Source organism: Actinoplanes sp. NPDC019969, from assembly GCF_055562375.1.
On sequence record NZ_JBVHFK010000001.1, the window covers coordinates 1,019,385 to 1,035,546 of the forward strand.

The 16,162-nt window shown below is 64.2% G+C and carries 11 protein-coding genes and 1 pseudogene; 7 read left to right on the forward strand and 5 right to left on the reverse strand.

Going from position 1 to position 16,162, the window contains the following annotated elements:
* The first annotated feature begins 3 nt into the window (after positions 1–3).
* From ACZ3II_RS04870 to ACZ3II_RS04885, 4 genes and pseudogenes are all read left to right on the forward strand, one after another.
* Positions 4–312: a helix-turn-helix domain-containing protein gene (locus ACZ3II_RS04870; protein WP_465516261.1), complete on the forward strand. Its 309-nt coding sequence runs from the start codon at positions 4–6 to the stop codon at positions 310–312.
* Between the two features lie 321 nt (positions 313–633).
* The gene (locus ACZ3II_RS04875) at positions 634–1,068 is read left to right on the forward strand and encodes a transposase (protein WP_465516262.1); all 435 of its coding nucleotides are present in this window, start codon (positions 634–636) and stop codon (positions 1,066–1,068) included.
* 118 nt (positions 1,069–1,186) lie between these two features.
* Positions 1,187–1,964: pseudogene (locus ACZ3II_RS04880) on the forward strand (transposase family protein).
* A gap of 1,132 nt (positions 1,965–3,096) precedes the next feature.
* Positions 3,097–4,845 (forward strand): DNA methyltransferase, encoded by a 1,749-nt coding sequence (locus ACZ3II_RS04885; protein WP_465516263.1) that lies wholly within the window; start codon positions 3,097–3,099, stop codon positions 4,843–4,845.
* 66 nt (positions 4,846–4,911) lie between these two features.
* Here the strand turns inward: ACZ3II_RS04885 and ACZ3II_RS04890 are convergent, their stop codons facing one another.
* A complete protein-coding gene (locus ACZ3II_RS04890; RefSeq protein WP_465516264.1) occupies positions 4,912–5,550 on the reverse strand; it encodes a PDDEXK family nuclease in 639 nt (212 codons plus the stop codon).
* 493 nt (positions 5,551–6,043) lie between these two features.
* Between ACZ3II_RS04890 and ACZ3II_RS04895 the strand changes: the two genes are divergently transcribed.
* Together ACZ3II_RS04895 and ACZ3II_RS04900 are read left to right on the forward strand one after the other, a co-directional pair.
* A complete protein-coding gene (locus ACZ3II_RS04895; RefSeq protein ID WP_465516265.1) occupies positions 6,044–6,898 on the forward strand; it encodes an IS701 family transposase in 855 nt (284 codons plus the stop codon).
* Positions 6,792–8,057, forward strand: a complete 1,266-nt coding sequence (locus tag ACZ3II_RS04900; protein WP_465516612.1) for an IS256 family transposase — start codon at positions 6,792–6,794, stop codon at positions 8,055–8,057. The genes ACZ3II_RS04895 and ACZ3II_RS04900 overlap by 107 nt, the downstream gene beginning before the upstream one ends.
* 310 nt (positions 8,058–8,367) lie before the next feature.
* Here ACZ3II_RS04900 and ACZ3II_RS04905 read toward each other — a convergent pair whose 3' ends face one another.
* From ACZ3II_RS04905 to ACZ3II_RS04915, 3 genes are all read right to left on the reverse strand, one after another.
* Complete coding sequence (locus tag ACZ3II_RS04905; protein ID WP_465516266.1) at positions 8,368–9,870, reverse strand: hypothetical protein; 1,503 nt, start codon at positions 9,868–9,870, stop codon at positions 8,368–8,370.
* A gap of 6 nt (positions 9,871–9,876) precedes the next feature.
* Complete coding sequence (locus ACZ3II_RS04910) at positions 9,877–12,546, reverse strand: hypothetical protein (protein WP_465516267.1); 2,670 nt, start codon at positions 12,544–12,546, stop codon at positions 9,877–9,879.
* Between the two features lie 275 nt (positions 12,547–12,821).
* Positions 12,822–13,451 carry a hypothetical protein gene (locus ACZ3II_RS04915; protein WP_465516268.1) on the reverse strand — a complete coding sequence of 210 codons (630 nt, stop codon included), beginning with the start codon at positions 13,449–13,451 and terminating at the stop codon, positions 12,822–12,824.
* Between the two features lie 384 nt (positions 13,452–13,835).
* Between ACZ3II_RS04915 and ACZ3II_RS04920 the strand changes: the two genes are divergently transcribed.
* On the forward strand, positions 13,836–14,744 hold the full coding sequence (locus ACZ3II_RS04920; protein WP_465516269.1) for a restriction endonuclease: 909 nt from the start codon (positions 13,836–13,838) through the stop codon (positions 14,742–14,744).
* A gap of 241 nt (positions 14,745–14,985) precedes the next feature.
* On the opposite strand, the gene ACZ3II_RS04925 is transcribed toward ACZ3II_RS04920, so the two are convergent.
* Positions 14,986–15,927 (reverse strand): protein NO VEIN domain-containing protein, encoded by a 942-nt coding sequence (locus ACZ3II_RS04925; protein ID WP_465516270.1) that lies wholly within the window; start codon positions 15,925–15,927, stop codon positions 14,986–14,988.
* Positions 15,928–16,162: the final 235 nt, after the last annotated feature.

The window sequence follows — 16,162 nt, forward strand, 5'->3', positions numbered from 1 at the left end:
CACATGGAATACAAGATCACTTTTGTGATAAATTTTGACCGGGCAAAATTTATCACTACCCTTGCAAGCGTGCCAGCGGGACGCACACGACGTGAAGAAAGCCGGTTTCGCGAGCAGGCTCAGCAGCTCGCCGCCCGGCTCCGCGAGCTGCGTACCGACCGCGGAATGACTCAGGAGCAGCTCGCCGCACAGGCCCAGGTCGCGGTGTCAACGCTTCGCAAGATTGAATGCGGCCGCGTAGTAGAACCAGGCTTCTTCACCATGCTGTCGCTGGCGTCTGCGCTCGGCATCGAGCTTCAAGAACTCAGTTGATCATCTCGCCGATGCGACGTTGAGGCTTGACTCCCGAGGTGCAGTCAGGATCGCCATAAGGCCGTGTTAAACGGCGTCAGTGACCCGTCTAATACTCCAACAGGAGATCCGTTCTGACCTGCTGTGACGGTGCGGTCCTGTCCGTGGACAGCAAACAGCCACCGTCGAGTCTCAGCGGTTGTGTAAACCTCAGAAGACGCGGCGATGGCTGCCGCCTACAGAGTAGATGCCTGACGATGGCCTGAGCTGTTCGGCGGGTTGATGGACACGATCGGGGCACACTTCAGTCGGCCTGAGCCCCGCCGCCGGGTCCGTGACTTCGTGGCCGGCCTCCTGGCACCGCTGCCGGTGAAGAACTGCTGGACCTCGGCTGAGCATGCCGGCGATAACGGTTCGGGCGGCACGCAAGACCTGATCAGCCGAGCCATCTGGGACGATGCCCTGGTCCGCGCCGATGTTCGGGACTTCGTCGCGGCACGTCTCGGTCACCAGGACGCGATCCTGGTCGTCGATGAGACCGGTGATCTGAAGAAGGGCACCCAGACCGTCGGCGTGCAACGCCAGTACTTCGGGACCGCCGGGCGGATTGAGAACTGCCGGCTGCCGTCCACCTGCCCTATGCCTCGTCGCTCGGTCACACCCTGCTCGACGTCGCCCTGTAACTGCCGAAGTTACGGACCGCCGATCCCGGCAGGCTCGCTGCGGCCGGCGTGCCCGGACCGGCGGTCTGCCCTGCCGGTGGGCCACCGGCGATGAGGCCTACGACAGCGATCCAGCCCCTGGCGACCGCGTTGCGTGAGCACCGGCCCCGTTACGTCTTGGCCGTCGCCTGCTCCCGCCGCGCCCCGACCGGTCTCGGCGTCTTCCGCGCCGACTGTCTTACCCGTCCACGATCTCGTTGTCCAGCCGAACCCTGAACCACCTCGCCGACCGCATCCGCGGCCACCGCCAACAGCGCAAATCCCGGTGGAGGCGACTGACCCCAGGCCACCAGGCCCTGCTCGCTCTGGCTCACCTGCGCAACGGCGACACCTACACCCGCCTCGCCGCAGGCTTCGAGAAAGGCATCGCGACCGCCTGGCGCTACGTGCATGAAGCGTTAGCCCTGCTCAGCGCCGTGGCCAAGGACCTGGACATCGCCATGCGGCGCATTCGCACCTTGGCGTACGCAATCTTGGATGGCGCACTGATCCCGATCGACCGGGTCGCCGACCAGAAGCCGTACTACTCCGGCAAACCCAAACGCCACGCCGTGAACCTGCAGTTCATCGCGGTTGCGGCCGGGCGTCTGGTCTGGGCCTCGGCCGCGCTGCCCGGATCGACGCACGACCTGACCGCCGCCCGCACACACGGCATCATCGATGCCTTGACCAGCGCCGACGTGATGACTCTCGCGGACAAGGGCTACCTAGACGCCCGCGGTAGCGTGTGCACTCCGTTCAAGCGGCGCCCCTTCCGGCCGAAGCTGTCATGCCGGCAGAAGGCGGTCAACCGGGCGCACGCGAAGATCCGCGCCCACGGCTAGCGCGCGATCGCCACCCTCGAGACTTGGAAGACCTGACTAAGCTGCGCTGCTGCCCGCGCCGGCCACCGCGATCGTGCAGGCCATCCTCATTCTGCACCACGTCGAAACCACCCGCTACGCAGGATGAAAGAGCTTCAATTAATGAGATCGATCCATCGCCTGCAGCAAGAGCTAGGTTCGGGTTCCGCTTCGAAGGGTCGATTTCGGAGCGCAGGCCGATGGGGCTTTAGACTAGCTTTGGGTGATAGTTTCCGCTAGGCACCGCGCAGGCCGAGCGCTTACCGCCTCCGTTAGACTACAATAAATAGTTTATTGAGCGAGTCTCAAGCCGCGACACTTGCAAAAGGAATGGTGGAAACTGTTGGATAAGCCGGCACGTGCGACTTGCCAGCCAACAAGTGCGGAGAGCAACAAGACGATGCTTGCTGTTCTATGCAACCCTCCCATTGGTCAGTCAATAGCTACTGTTACGTACCGGAATCTGGAGGTCTTGTCTCGCATCCTCGGGAGCACCTCTATAAACTTACTCAACGTCATCGCACAACCAACTCGCTCCGTCAGTGACATCCCTTCCGATGCGGACGTCGACACGGCCGCCCTAACAGTTCAGGTAGCCGCAGAAAGCAGTAAGGCCGACGTCATAGTCGCGGCCTGGGGAAGTCGTTCCCCAGGCGCCCTTCCATCTAGAAGATGGACAGAGATAGTCACGGCAGCCGTGACGGGGATAACTAACAGCGGCCACGTTCGGGTCTGTCACATAAGTAACATCCCTCGGCATCCGTCACGCTGGCATCAGCACGCAGGGCCCACCCGTGGCCGTTATCCCGGGAGCTCCTTCTCGGAACGGCTGATGAACGCCATCCATTGGAGTCATCCGAAGCATCTGATTCCATAATCATGCTCCGTCGCAGCGCGCAAGTCGTACTGCATCACCGCATCACATGAAGAATATCCGCAAAGTCAAGCCGCGGGATTTAACCTAACCACTCGGATTCGAGCGTTGGAGTTTCCCGAAATTACGGGTAAACTCCTACTCGTTCTAACCATGCCAGACAGGATTCCAAAAAACTATGCCTCTACGCATTCGTACCGCTACAGGGCCATAAAACTTGGCGCATCGGTCATACCACTCGCTTCTCGAGCAGATGCTCTCGCACAAGAAGAAATCTGTCGCCACAGCTTGAAGGCGACGAAACTTCGCCAACCATCGCCGGCCCCATCCTTAGTGGCCCCCCTATTCCGAACCCGAGGAGAGACTCATGAAAGAGCTGCCGGAAGTCATTGCCGTCGGTCGCGGAGACCCCATCTATATGGCACACGGATACTTGACTAAAGTTCCGATCACGGCGATTAGGCCGTTCATTGAGGCTTTTACAGAGCCGGGCGATACGGTTCTCGACGTTTTCGCCGGATCCGGGATGACGGGTGTCGCTGCCGCCTCACTGGGGCGTAAAGCAGAGCTAAACGACATCAGCCGGCTCGGTCAGCATATCGGGACCAATTATGTCAATCTGGTTGATCCTTCTACGGTAGATGAAGCGACCGAGCGCGTAGTCAAACAAGCTCGCGATCGAGTGGGCGATGCATACGGTGTTACGTGCAGTAGGTGTGAGCAGGTTGCCCAATTAGCTAAAGCCGTACACAGCATTACGGTTCCCTGCGGTGAATGCAACACGAATGTTGTTTTTTACGAATCTCTAAAAGACGCCGGTTGGACGAAGTCAAAAATGCTCTGCCCCTGCGGCGCGGCACTGAATCTCCGTAGCCAGCGACGCAACGGCGAGGTTCCAGTGGTGGATTACATAGACTGCCCCTGCAGCGGTAAGCAGATCGAACAAGTATCGTCGCCGCCGCTTGCAATGGCTAACTTGACGGACCTCTCATGGCCGGACGTCGAAATTTCTTCTGACCGACAAATGTTTGCGGCTTCCGCGCTTGGCCTTAATGGCCTCACCTCGACGGCGAAATTTTTCTCCTCACGGAACCTGACCGTTCTCGCCGCGCTAAAGGAAGCTATAGATGCTGAACCAGAGAAAGCAGTTCGCAGTAAGTTAACGTTTGCTTTCACTGCTATCCTTGCTCGAGCTTCCAAGCGCTATCAATGGTCTCCACAAAGGCCCTTAAACGCCGCTAACCAGAACTACTACATTGCACCGGTATTCTATGAATGGAACGTCTACGACCTATTCCAAAGGAAGGTTCGAGCGGTCCTAAAAAGCGACAATTACTTGCGTCAGCTTCGCAGAGAGTCTGAAGTCTACGGATCTCCTGCAGTTCGCTATATCTTGGGCTCTGCGCATAAGCTAAATCTTGCCGATAAAAGCATTGATTACGTCTTCACCGATCCTCCATTCGGGTCAAATATTTTTTACTCGGACATGAACCTTTTCCATGAGGCATGGCTGGGTGAGTTTACTGACCACGAAAGCGAAGCAGTTGTTGACAGGTCCGGCAAACGAGACGCTAAGCGATACGAAAGCCTACTAACGGGTGCTCTGAGTGAGTGTCGACGAGTTCTGAAGGATGAAGGTCGACTGAGCCTTGTTTTCAGCAATTCATCCGGAAAGCTATGGGCACTCCTCCAGCGATGCATTCGGAACGCTGGCTTCCGCATCGAAGACGACGGCATGCACTTGCTTGATAAAGGTCAGCGATCCGTTAAGGGCCTGGCCTCAGGCTTCGAAAACGTGGTCACCATGGACCTCATCCTAACAATGCGAAAGGCTTCTTCACCAGAACTCCCGGATTTACACGATCCATCCGTATCCGAGATCGAGGAAGCAGTCGAAACCGCTTTAGACGGGAGGTCTCACCAGTCGCCCACACACGTCTACCTCGAGCTTCTCAGGAACGGCTTAAAGATGGGATGGAGCCTCGGACGTCTTGACTATTCATTGGTTGCCGAAGCGTTAAAAGCTAAAGGATTTGCTGTCGACGTCGGGAGTGGGAAGTTCGTGCAGCAACTCAGCAACTCAGCGACCGATCCGGAAACAATTCCCGGAATTTGACGTGCTGGTCGCGGGTCGGGTGACGTCAGTAAAATTTCAGCCTGACCCGCGACCTCCAGCGTGGCTTTACTCTTCGCCAAGTCGTTCAGCCTGGCGGAGCCCTCGTTCGACGCTAGGGGCAAGGCGGACGTGGCCGTCAGGCCACACGCGAGTTCCGTTATTTCTGATAAACCCGAGTGGAATTTTCGGATTATTCAGATGCACCGGGGCACCGCCATCCACGCGCAACCCCTCCTGCGCAATCAACTTTTCTTCCCATTTCGCAAAATACGGCTCGAGAGCACGAGGAGTAATCTCGTAGATTTCCTCCGGCTGAGCCTGATCGAAAACCGCAACAATCCAGAGATGTACTGCCCTATAACGCGCAAGGTTAACGACAGTCAGAGTATGCTCGGTCGTTACTGACAGGCTCGTCTTTCGCTGTCCCGCCGCGCTGACTCGCGCCACAGTCTTGATCTCGTATTGCCGCCCGTCCGAATCAACAGCATCGTCGCCCGTTCGTCCCAACTTTTTTAGGTTGAAGAGCGTCAATAGGAGTAGCTCTTTGTAGCCTCCGTCATCGAAAACGTTGTGAATGTTGTGCTTCGATGCCTCTGCCTGAAGCTGGCCGCCGAGAGCCACCAGTGGCTGGATGTCGCCGCTAGGCACCAGCAAAGGATCTTGGCCAGCTCGTGAAAATTTTCCGATGGGTAGCTGAGATGTCACGCCTTACAAAGTTACAGCAGCGCTGCTCGCACGGGCACCCGAACAAGAGCTGCTCACGGGCTTCACGAATTCCTGGCCGGATCTCCATCTAGTACTCCAGCCGCACTTTCAGGTCTGGAGTCTGCGCAGGTAGTGGCTGGTTCGTGCCTGATATTGATGAGGGCAACGCCGCGAAGCTGATCGCACTATGTAGACTCCGGCGACCTGTGTGAGTGGATCTTGTGTCTGGCTGGTTAGCAGGCCTAGACGATGTGATGGCCCGCATTGCAAGGCAGTTCGGACGTGTCGAGCCACGCCGCCGGGCACGAAGCTACCGGATCAGCCTGCCGTCGCCGCTGGCCTGGCAAGAACGGCTGGACGATCGCCGAAGCCGCTGGTGACAGCACTCCCGACGGCATGCAACGCTTACTGAACCGCGTCGACTGGGACGCCGACGCCGTCCGCGATGACCTGCGCGACTACGTCACCAAACACCTCGGCACCCCCCGACGGCGTGCTGATCGTCGACGAGACCGGTCTCCTGAAGAAGGGCGTTAAGTCCGTCGGGGTCCAGCGCCAGTACTCCGGACCGACCTGGCGAATCGAGGACTGCCAGCTCGGCGTGTTCCTTGCTTACCCCAGCAGCGAAGCACGAGCGCTGATCGACCGTGGGCTCTACCTGCCCCAGCGCTGGAAGGACGACCCGATCCGCCGTGCTGAGGCCGGCTTCGACGAGAAGGTGAAGTTCCTGACCAAGTCCGCCCAGGGCCTGGAAATGCTCACCCGAGCCCTGGACGCCGGCATTCCAGCGCACTGGGCCACCGCGGACGAGGCGTACGGCAAGGACAGCAAGTTTTCGCGCCGCCCTCCAGCGCCACCACCTCAACCAGGTCCTCGCCGTCGCCTGCAACGGAAGATCCCTACCTCCACCGGAAGCTCCCGCGCGGACCTCCTTGCCGCCCAGGCACCGGAATCGGCATGGAAACGCCGCAGCTGCGGCGGCGGCGGCAAAGGTCCCCAGCCTTACGACTGGGCCATCGCCACCCTGCCCGACACCGGCACCGGCAAACACGGCTTCACCCGGTGGCTGCTGATCCGCCGCATCGTCACCGACCCCACCGAACTGGCCTATTACAGTCCCGGCGGCTGCGGGTACCCGCACGGCGACCGTCGCGCCGGGGACTGTACGAATAACGGTGTAACTCCTGATCAAGGAGACACTGATGACCGTGACGATAGAGCCCGCCGTGGATACTTCGGCGGTGGCCAAGAAGAAGGTTCCGGCGGCGACGCCGGAAGGCGTGGATGCCGAGTTGGTCGGCCGGCTGGTGGAACAGGCCCGGGCTGCAGGCCTGCAGTTGACCGGTGAAGGTGGCTTGCTGCAGCAGCTGACCAAGCGGGTGATCGAGGCCGCGCTGGACGGTGAGATCACCGACCACCTCGGCTATGAGAAGCACGATCCCGCCGGCAAGGACGGCGGTAACTCCCGCAACGGGTCGAGGGCCAAGACCGTGCTCACCGACGTCGGCCCGGTCGAGATCACCGTGCCACGGGATCGGGACGGCTCGTTCGAGCCGCAGATCGTCAAGAAGCGGCAGCGGCGGCTGACCGGTGTCGAGGACATGGTCCTGTCGCTGTCGGCGAAAGGCCTGACCACTGGGGAGATCAGCGCTCATCTGGCCGAGGTCTATGGCGCCGACGTCTCTCGTCAGACGATCTCCACGATCACCGACAAGGTCATCGACGGCATGGCCGAGTGGCAGAACCGGCCTCTCGACCGGGTCTACCCGGTGGTGTTCATGGACGCGATCAACGTCAAGATCCGTGATGGGAAGGTCGCCAACCGGCCGATCTATGTCGCTCTGGCGGTCACCGTCGAGGGCACCCGTGACATTCTCGGGCTATGGGCAGGCGACGGCGGCGAGGGCGCCAAGTTCTGGTTCCAGGTGTGCACCGAGCTCAAGAATCGCGGTGTCGAGGACGTGCTGATGGCCGTCTGCGACGGCCTCACCGGCCTGCCTGATGCGATCAACACCGTCTGGCCCAAGACCGTGGTCCAGACCTGCGTGGTGCACCTGTTGCGCAACTCGTTCAAGTACGCCGGCCGCCAGCACTGGGACGCCATCGCCAAAGCACTGAAGCCGGTCTATACCGCACCGACCGAGCAGGCTGCTGAGCAGCGATTTCTGGAGTTCGCCGAAGCCTGGGGCGAGAAATACCCGGCGATCGTCCGGCTCTGGGAGAACGCCTGGGCCGAGTTCGTGCCGTTCCTCGCGTTCGACGCCGAGATCCGCAAGGTCGTCTGCTCCACCAACGCCATCGAGAGCGTGAACGCCCGCATCCGCCGGGCCGTTCGGGCCCGCGGGCACTTCCCCAACGAGCAGGCCGCCCTGAAGTGCGTCTACCTCGCTGTGATGGCCCTGGACCCGACCGGTGCTGGACGCCGCCGCTGGACCATGCGCTGGAAACCCGCCCTCAACGCCTTCGACCTCGCCTTCGAAGGCCGCCTCACCGCAGCCCGCAACTGACCTTCAACAACATCGAGTTACACCGTTTTCTTGACACTCCCTCGCGCGTCGGCTACAGCTACAGCTACCCGTTGCACGTCGGTCTGTGGCCAGAGGCCCGTGAGGAAACTGACATGATTCCGCGGCGATGCTTCGACTGACATGGCTACCTCGTCGGCTATCTGCACCGCAGGTGAGGACTGTGGCCGGGATGATGACGTTCGGTCGGTCGAACGCAGGCTGAGTCGCCTCCCGTGATCAGCGGCTCGCTCCCGCCGAAGAGTCGTTTTCTGGAGTCTGGGCGTCGCGGTGACTCGGGACGTTCGGGAAGCTACACCGACGGGGGGATGGTGAGTTGGCCCCTGGCGAAAGCGGACAGGATGCGCTGGTGGGTCTGCCGCGGTAGCGACCGTGGTCCGGGTTCGCCGAGGGGCGTGCCTGGGCGTGCCGGTGTCGTGTCGAGCAGGTCATCCAGTCCGCGGCGGGCGATCATGAGCAGGCCGTGGGTGGCTCGGGTGCAGGTGACGGCGAGGCGGCCGAAGGCGGAGTTGAATTCGTCGAGCTGTTCGGCTCCGGACAGCGGGTGGATGGCTACGGTGATCGCGTTGGTTTGGCCCTGCCAGGAGTCGACGGTGGAGGCGATCAGGACACCGTCGGGCAGGTCGTAGCGTTCGGTCAATCGTTCGACCAGGTCGGTTGCGTCGTCTACGGCCTGGTTGCGGGTGGCGAGGATGACGATGAGGGGGTCGCCGTGCGGGTCCGCCGAGTCCACGACGGTCTCGCCGTCCGGCACGCCCTGGCTGTTGTAGCGGCGTGCGACGGTACGGAAGCCGCCCTCGAGCAGCGGGTCCAGGAGCTGCTCAAGGACGCCGAGCAGGGGCAGGTCGATGTCGGGTGCCTCGGGGTCGGGCAGGCCGTCGACTTCCAGCAAGGTGGGGTTGCCGTCGGCGACGGCGTCCCAGACAGAGGCGGCCACGCCGGTTAGAGGCGGCAGTTGCAGGGCGCGGTCTCCGGGCCCGGCGACGCAGTGCAGGTGTTCCCAGTCGGTGTAGAAGGCGCGCCAGAGCGGCAGTTGGGCGGCGGTAGGCCGCCAGACGGTGGGGAGATCGACGATGCGGGTTGTGGGGCCGGCCGGGTATGCGGTGGGCCAGGCCCGGTAGGGGTTGTAGCCGGGATCTCCTCGCCATGGGTTCTGTTGACCGGGTTCCAGGGGTGGGAGTTGGCCGACGTCGCCCACACCGACGGAGATGGTTGCCAGGCCGGCCACGGTGGCGTAGCGGTGCGCGGGTAGCTGCCAGGCTTCGTCGACGAATAGCACGTCGAAGGGCAGGGTGCCGTTGTCGGCTGCGCCGAGGTTGTCGATCAGGCGTTTCATCTCGCCGAAGGCGCCGAGCTTGTGGGAGGTGCCGACGACGATGTCGCAGGAGGCGGGAATGTCGGCGGTGCTGGAGGCGATCGATACGCTGTCGCGTACTGCTGGCGGAACGTCCGGCAGTCGGTCGCGGGCGATGAAGAGGCAGACCCGGCCGGCGCCCAGCTCACGCCCGAGCGTGCCGGCGAGGGGAATGATCTGTTTGTTCGCGAAGGCGGTGACCGCCACCCGAGAGCAGTACGGGTGGTCCAGCGCCTGCCGGACCATGTGCCGGAGCGCATGCGTCTTCCCGGCCCCGGCTGCGGCGCGCAGCAGGATCTTGTCGTACGCCGCGGTGGCGCTCAGCGCGTCGGTGAGTGCCTTGCTGGCCTCCGCGGCGGCCAGGTTGTTGCCGTGCGCGGCCCGGTGATGATGCAGGCTTTCGGCGACTGCGGCGCTGGGTGCGGTGAAGGTGATGGTCATCGCGATTCAGTCCAGATCGTCGAGGGTGAGGTCCGCCGGAGCCGCTGCCGTTTCCGGTTCGGGTATGGCGGGGCCGGGGGCGACGTCGAAGTTCTCGTCATCGACCAGAGGTGGCCACACGGCCGGGTTCAGCTCGCCACGTTCGCGGCGGGCGGCGAGTTCGTCGGACCACTCGGCCTCGGCGACGGCGTGCGGCTTGCAGCACCACCGGTGAGCCTCCGGGGCGGCCGAATAGCTCGCGGGCGTGCAGTCGATCGTCGGGGCGGACTGCTTGTCCAGCGCCGCCCGGGCGACCGCGATCTCGTGACCCGACTTGAACAGCTTGCCGAACCATCCGGCGTCGGCCAGGACCAGTTCGTCACCGACAGTCACTTCCGGGGCGATCGCCGGCGTCCAGACCAGGCCGTCGGTGTCTGGGATTCGGGTCAGCGGGCCCAGCGGGAGCCGGCCGAGCTTGAAGGACCCCTTCTGCACGGTAACGGTGGTCTGGGGGTCCTCGACGAGACTGCGGTCGTTGATGTGCAGCGCTACGACGTTCACGCCCTGACCCAGACGTCGTGACCGCACCTCCAGGCGGATCGGGTTCAGTCCGACGACCGTCGCGAGGGTGAGCTGGCGTACGCCCGCGTCGCGGGCCTTGTCCCGGGCGAGGGACAGGTCCGTGAGGCAGGTGAGCTGGTCGCCGCAGTTACGGTCGGCGTCGAGCAGGTCGACCTGGGCGTTACGCCAGTGCGGGTACATGCGCGAGAACCGGACCAGGTCGGAGGCCTGGAGCATCTGTCGGCGGCGCCAAACCTGCTGGGCGTCGCTCTCCAGCGCCTGATGGACTTGCCGCAGCCGGGAGACGGCCAGACCGTCGAGGACCTTCAAGGCTCGTTCCAGGACGCTGATGCGGTAGTCCAGCGCGGCGGTCACGAGCCGCTGGTATTCCGGCTCGTGACCGCGACGCAGAGCGTGGAAGAGGCCGTCGGAGGAACGGTTGGACAGCCGCGCGCCTGGTGTCTCGGACTGCTCCGCGATGGTGTCGGATACTTTGCGGTGGTCAAGCGGGGCGATGGCCTCGGCCCACGTGATCAGGTAGTCGAGGCGACCGGCGTCCACCGCGGGGCCGCCGGGTACGACGTGTGTGAACAGCACGCCGTGCAGGTCGACGATCGGGGTGCGCAGCCGCATGGTGCGGGCGCGGTCCTCCTCGAGCAGGAAGCTGACGGCCAGCCGCTCGTCCGCGGTCAGCGGTACGGGCAGGGTCGCTTCCTCGTCGTCGAACGTGCGCAGCGGCCGGCCGCAGTCCTGATCGCGCTGCCACCGCAGTCGGCTCAGTTCGACGCCGGCCAGTGAGTCCGCGGCGCTCGCCAGCAGGTCTGCCGTCGCCCGGTCCGAGACGACCAGGTGAACCGGCTCGACACCGTTCTCGTGCTGTTGCCTGATGGCGCTGCCGAGCAGGCCCATCACCGCCCGGCGGGCGTCGGCGGCCTGTGGGTCGGCGAAGCTGAGCCGGATCCACTCTCCCGGCCCGGCCTGGCCGACCGTCTGGACCGCGATGCCGTGCACGCCCAGCGCCGAGCCGTCGGACTTGGCCAGCACCAGGTTGACGGTGCCGGGCAGGCCGCACGGGTCGATACGTGGGCGGTGATTCCATTGCGGCAGACCGGTAACGGTGGCGGTGACCTGCGCGACGGTGGTGTGCGGCGCCCGGCCGGGTTCGCCGGTGCCGGTGACCAGCGGCTGGACAGCGGTGCGCTGCGCGGGAGCCACCCCGATCTCGATGAGCAGCGACTTCGGGTCGTCGGAGGACCGCAGTTCGGTGCGGCAGTAGGAGAACAGGCTGCAGGTCGTACAGCTGCGGGGATCGAAGGTCGCTTCGAGGTGCGCGACATAGGCCGCCAGATCCTCCTGCTCAGCAGCGTCGGCGCCGAGTGCGGCACGGGCCGCGAGCCGTTCCTGAGCGCGGGCGCGGACCTCGGTACGGTGATCGTTCAGCCGCTCGACGACCGCCTGCGGACGCAGGAACGCGTTTCGGGGAACGGCGAGGGCGCCGTGGTCGTGAACGTGCATGCCGTCGGGCAGCCGGGTCCACGCTGCGGCGGACTCCGCACCGAGCGCGACCTGCAGGAAGCCTTTGAGCATCCGGCCGTCATCGATGCGGGAACGGACCCGCTCGTAGTCCTTCGCGTCCCCCATGATCAGCCAGGAGCCCTCCACCCGATCGCTGGCGCGGCGCGGACAGACGACCGCGAAATCGGGCAGGATGCTGCTGGCGTCGGAGACGTGCTCGAGTTCCAGGTACGGCACGGCGAGCCCGACCAGCATGGTGGCCTCTCCGGCGACGGTCGCCTGCCGGTGGGCGGCGGCCAGTTCGGCGGCGGTGGTGCTCACGTCGGCGCGACACGCCCGGCGCCGCACCGCCGCCGGGCGCGACAATCCGAGCTGCCCTACCGTCGTGGTGACCAGCTCAGCGGCGAAACGGTCGTCGCGGACGAGTTTCTCGAACGTCATCGCGCGTATCCAGCGGGCCTGCGGGATACCGACGCCGACGTCGGGTTCACCGAGCCGTGCGGCCAGGGTCCGGCGGTTCTCCCGGGTGATGAACGGATCGGTCAGCCGGAACCGCTCACAACCGGCATGCGCCGAGGCCGCCACCGCGCTGGTGCCACCGCCGGTCAGTAGTCCACCCATTCGAACCTCGTATCCCTGGCTTCGTCGTCGGCCTCGCAGGTCGATCGGACGCTGCGGGCGCGACGTGAACGTTTCGGTTTGCTGGAAACCCGGAGGCCTGGGGGGCCACCTTCGAGGCACCTGGCCGCGGTGAGGCTCCGGGAAAGTCGATACGGGCCATTGATCATTCTGCTGATCGCTGCGGCCCTGCCGCGCGGGCGGCGATCTCACGCACGAGAAGGTGATAGCAGGCCGCCTCCGCACCCAAAAGGTGCGAAGACGGTTTCGGTTCCTGCTCAGGCGGACGGGTCAGCGTCCGCAGTCACCGCACGAGCGGCAGTCGCCTCAACTCCGTCCCGGATGTATCTGGCGGCCAGGGCCCACGGCTTCAGCATCTCGGCGTCCGCCTGCATGGTGAGGCTCCTGTGCACTGCCGGCGCGATGGGAATCGCCTCCAGGTGGGCGCCGCCACGCTGCCCGTCACGGATCGCTTCCTGCCGAGCCTTTTCGACGATCGCCCGTGACACCCATTCGGTGACGGTGAGCCCGTCCGCACCGGCTGCGGTTCGGGCCTTCTCGTACTCGAGCTTCGGAAGAATCGTCTTCCACCGGCGCAGTTTCTCGAGCGTCTGCTCGATCCGGTCCATCTGCTGGGCCACCGTCGCCGACCGTGCCTCAGCCGTTGTCCTATCCGTGTCGGCGCCGACCAGTTCGGCTATGAGGGCTTCGAGGTCTCGAAGGCGGCAGTTGGTCCGGAACGCGTGTGCTTCCAGAGCGGTCACCCGGACCTCAAGGTTCTGTTCGCTGATGTCGTCCTCCTCATGACGAGCGCCGCGTGACCGCGACACAAGATGTTGAATGCGGCCATCAGCCAGGGTTGTCGACCGTCCTGCTTGAGTCCGATACGTCTTGACCTGCGATGACACGGGCCAGACCGTAGAAGCGGGGTCCGACAAAACCTGTCCGCGATCCGGACAATCGGCTATGAAGATCTCGTGTGGCGCGGGGATTTCATCACTGCAGCCAGTGCCCCCTCAGCCGTTCAGGCAGCTTGGATGTAGTCCACCGACCCGATGGGATCGCCGCCGTCAGCTGGGTGAATTCGGCGACGCCATGCGCCGGGGCCACTGCCGATCGGCATCCGGCCGGCTCGGCTCTGCCTGCGCCCACAGCCGGCCGACTCGGCTCAAGGGCTACGAGCCGGGCAGTGCTTACCCCAGCGGACCCGATTTCCGCCGGTCGGGCAGGTGGTACAGGGACTGTTCCGGTTTCGGCGGTGACGGGCCCGGCCGGAGCGGCATGATGGCGACATGGCTGTCATTGATTTGCCGCGGCCCCGTGAGCTCCTGGTGCCTACGTTGCGCGCCGTGCGTGAACGGGGCGGATCCGCGTCGATCAACGAGATCGTCGAGACGGTGGTCCAGCGTGAGGGCTTCAGCGACCAGCAACAGGCGCAGCTGCATAACCAGGGCCCGCAAACCGAGGTCGGCTACCGGCTGGCCTGGACGCGTACTCAGCTGAAGCTGATGGGCCTGCTCACCAACAGTTCCCGTGGAGTGTGGGCGCTGACTGACGAAGGCGCCGCCCTCGTCAACGATTCCGAACTTCCTGATGAGCTGCAGCGTGAGCGGATCCACGAACGGTGGACCGCTTCTGTCGGGCAACTGCGGGCGGGTCCCAGCCAACGGAGGACGCTCGGGGAGGATGACGCAGAATCGATCACGCTTGAGGAGTCAGACGAGGCCAGCGAGGTACGCGGCTGGAAGGAACATCTGCTCCACGAGCTGATGACCATGACACTGGACGGATTCGAACGGTTGGCTCAGCGGCTTCTGCGGGAGGCAAACTTCGACAGCGTCGAGGTCACCGGCAAGAGCGGTGACGGCGGGATCGACGGCCTTGGCGTGTACCGGCTCGGCCTGGTCAGCTTTCCGATCTTCTTCCAGTGCAAACGCTACCGAGGCACCGTCGGCTCGGGCGCGGTCCGCGATTTCCGTGGCGCGATGGCCGGTCGCGGCGACAAAGGGCTGTTGATCACCACTGGGTCCTTCAGCGCGGAGGCCAAGAGGGAAGCGAACCGGGCCGGCGCTCAACCCATCGACCTCATCGACGGCGACCATCTCTGTGATCTGCTCAAGACCTACGAACTGGGCATCCGCGTCGAGGTCCGTACCGTCGAAGACATCACCGTCCAACCGGGCTTCTTCGCCGACATGTAGGCGCCGCGAACTACCGTCCCGCGTCTTGACCATGACCCCGTCACACAAGGATCGAGATCCCCGCCCACCGCCTGGCCAAAAATCAGAGATGCGGCTGGCGATGTCCTATCCGTAACCACGACGGAACGCCGGCGACTCGGCCGATTGGGGTCGTTGAGGTCTGCCATCGTGGCTGCCCATCCGACCGAATCTATCGAGGGGTAGAGGGCGCTGACCGGCAGCCGGGAGAGGCACGCGGTTCTCAGCCCTGCCCGGTGCACGCCATCCCGGGGTCGGCGTCGGCGGCTGGCCGGTAGCGGTACTGGATGCCCTGTAACTGCTCCGGGGTCGGCCTCCAGTCATCGTCGTGCCACAGTTCGCCGCCGGTGACGTGCCAGGCGCCATCGCTGTCGAGAACGGCCTGCTGGCTGTGGACGATCGCGAGCATCGTCTGCACTCCCCCGGTCAGGGCGGACTCGACCTCGCCGCGCGTCACGATGACGTCGCCCAGGTCGTTGATCGTGCCCTTGACCTCAACCCGTAACTGCGGATTCCGGGCCGGTCCGATCTCGAAGTCGTACGGCTTGGTCGCGGAGGTGTCCCGGATGTCCGTAGGGTCCCAGCCCTCGCTCAGCAGGTGAGCGTAGACCCGCTCCATGGCCGCGAGCTCGATCTTCTTTCGCAGCACCGGGTCCTGGATTCTCCCTTGGCCGCGGCGCCCGCCCGGCTTCGGCTTCGCGCCGCCCAGGCGGAGCTTCGGGATCGTGGCCCAGCCGTGCCGCGGCAGGTCATGTTCGCCCCGAACACGGGGCTGATCGATACGGGACCGCGGCCTGTACGTCCATGCGATCACCCATCGGCCGTTGCCGGTGAGCCGTTGCGTGAACGGATCGGCGCGGAACTCGTTCTTCGTGAGACCGGCCGTCGCTGCGAGTGGCTGTACGAGCTGCCAGGCTTCCTCGACGTCGTCACACCAGGCACGGACAACCCGGCTCACCTCAACTGTCCAGGTGAGTGAACCGGTGTCGCGGTCACCGTCGACCATGACGACCCGGTCACCGGGCGACAGGTCGTGATACGGCTGCAGACGTGACGGCCAGACGTGCCACTCGATGCAGACGCGCTTGGCCAGCAGAACTTGGTCGGGCATCACCTGCTTCTTCAGGTAGACGACCGTGGCATCGTCAGAAGACACGTCGGGCATGGCGATGGCACCTCCAGTGGCGGCGGACCGGCGCAACACGCCAGCGTGAACCGCAACATATCGAGGCCCCGGGCAGGATCAGCTGCTCCGGCTCCTGCAGGAAGCCGCCGCCATCCCGGCCGTCCCGAGGTGAGCGCTGGCCAGGGTTGCCTCAGTGCTGCATCGGCACCCGTGACTGGCACTATGCGCGCGCCCGCCAGCAGCACCTCTGGAGACCGGCCGGACGTCGACCGTG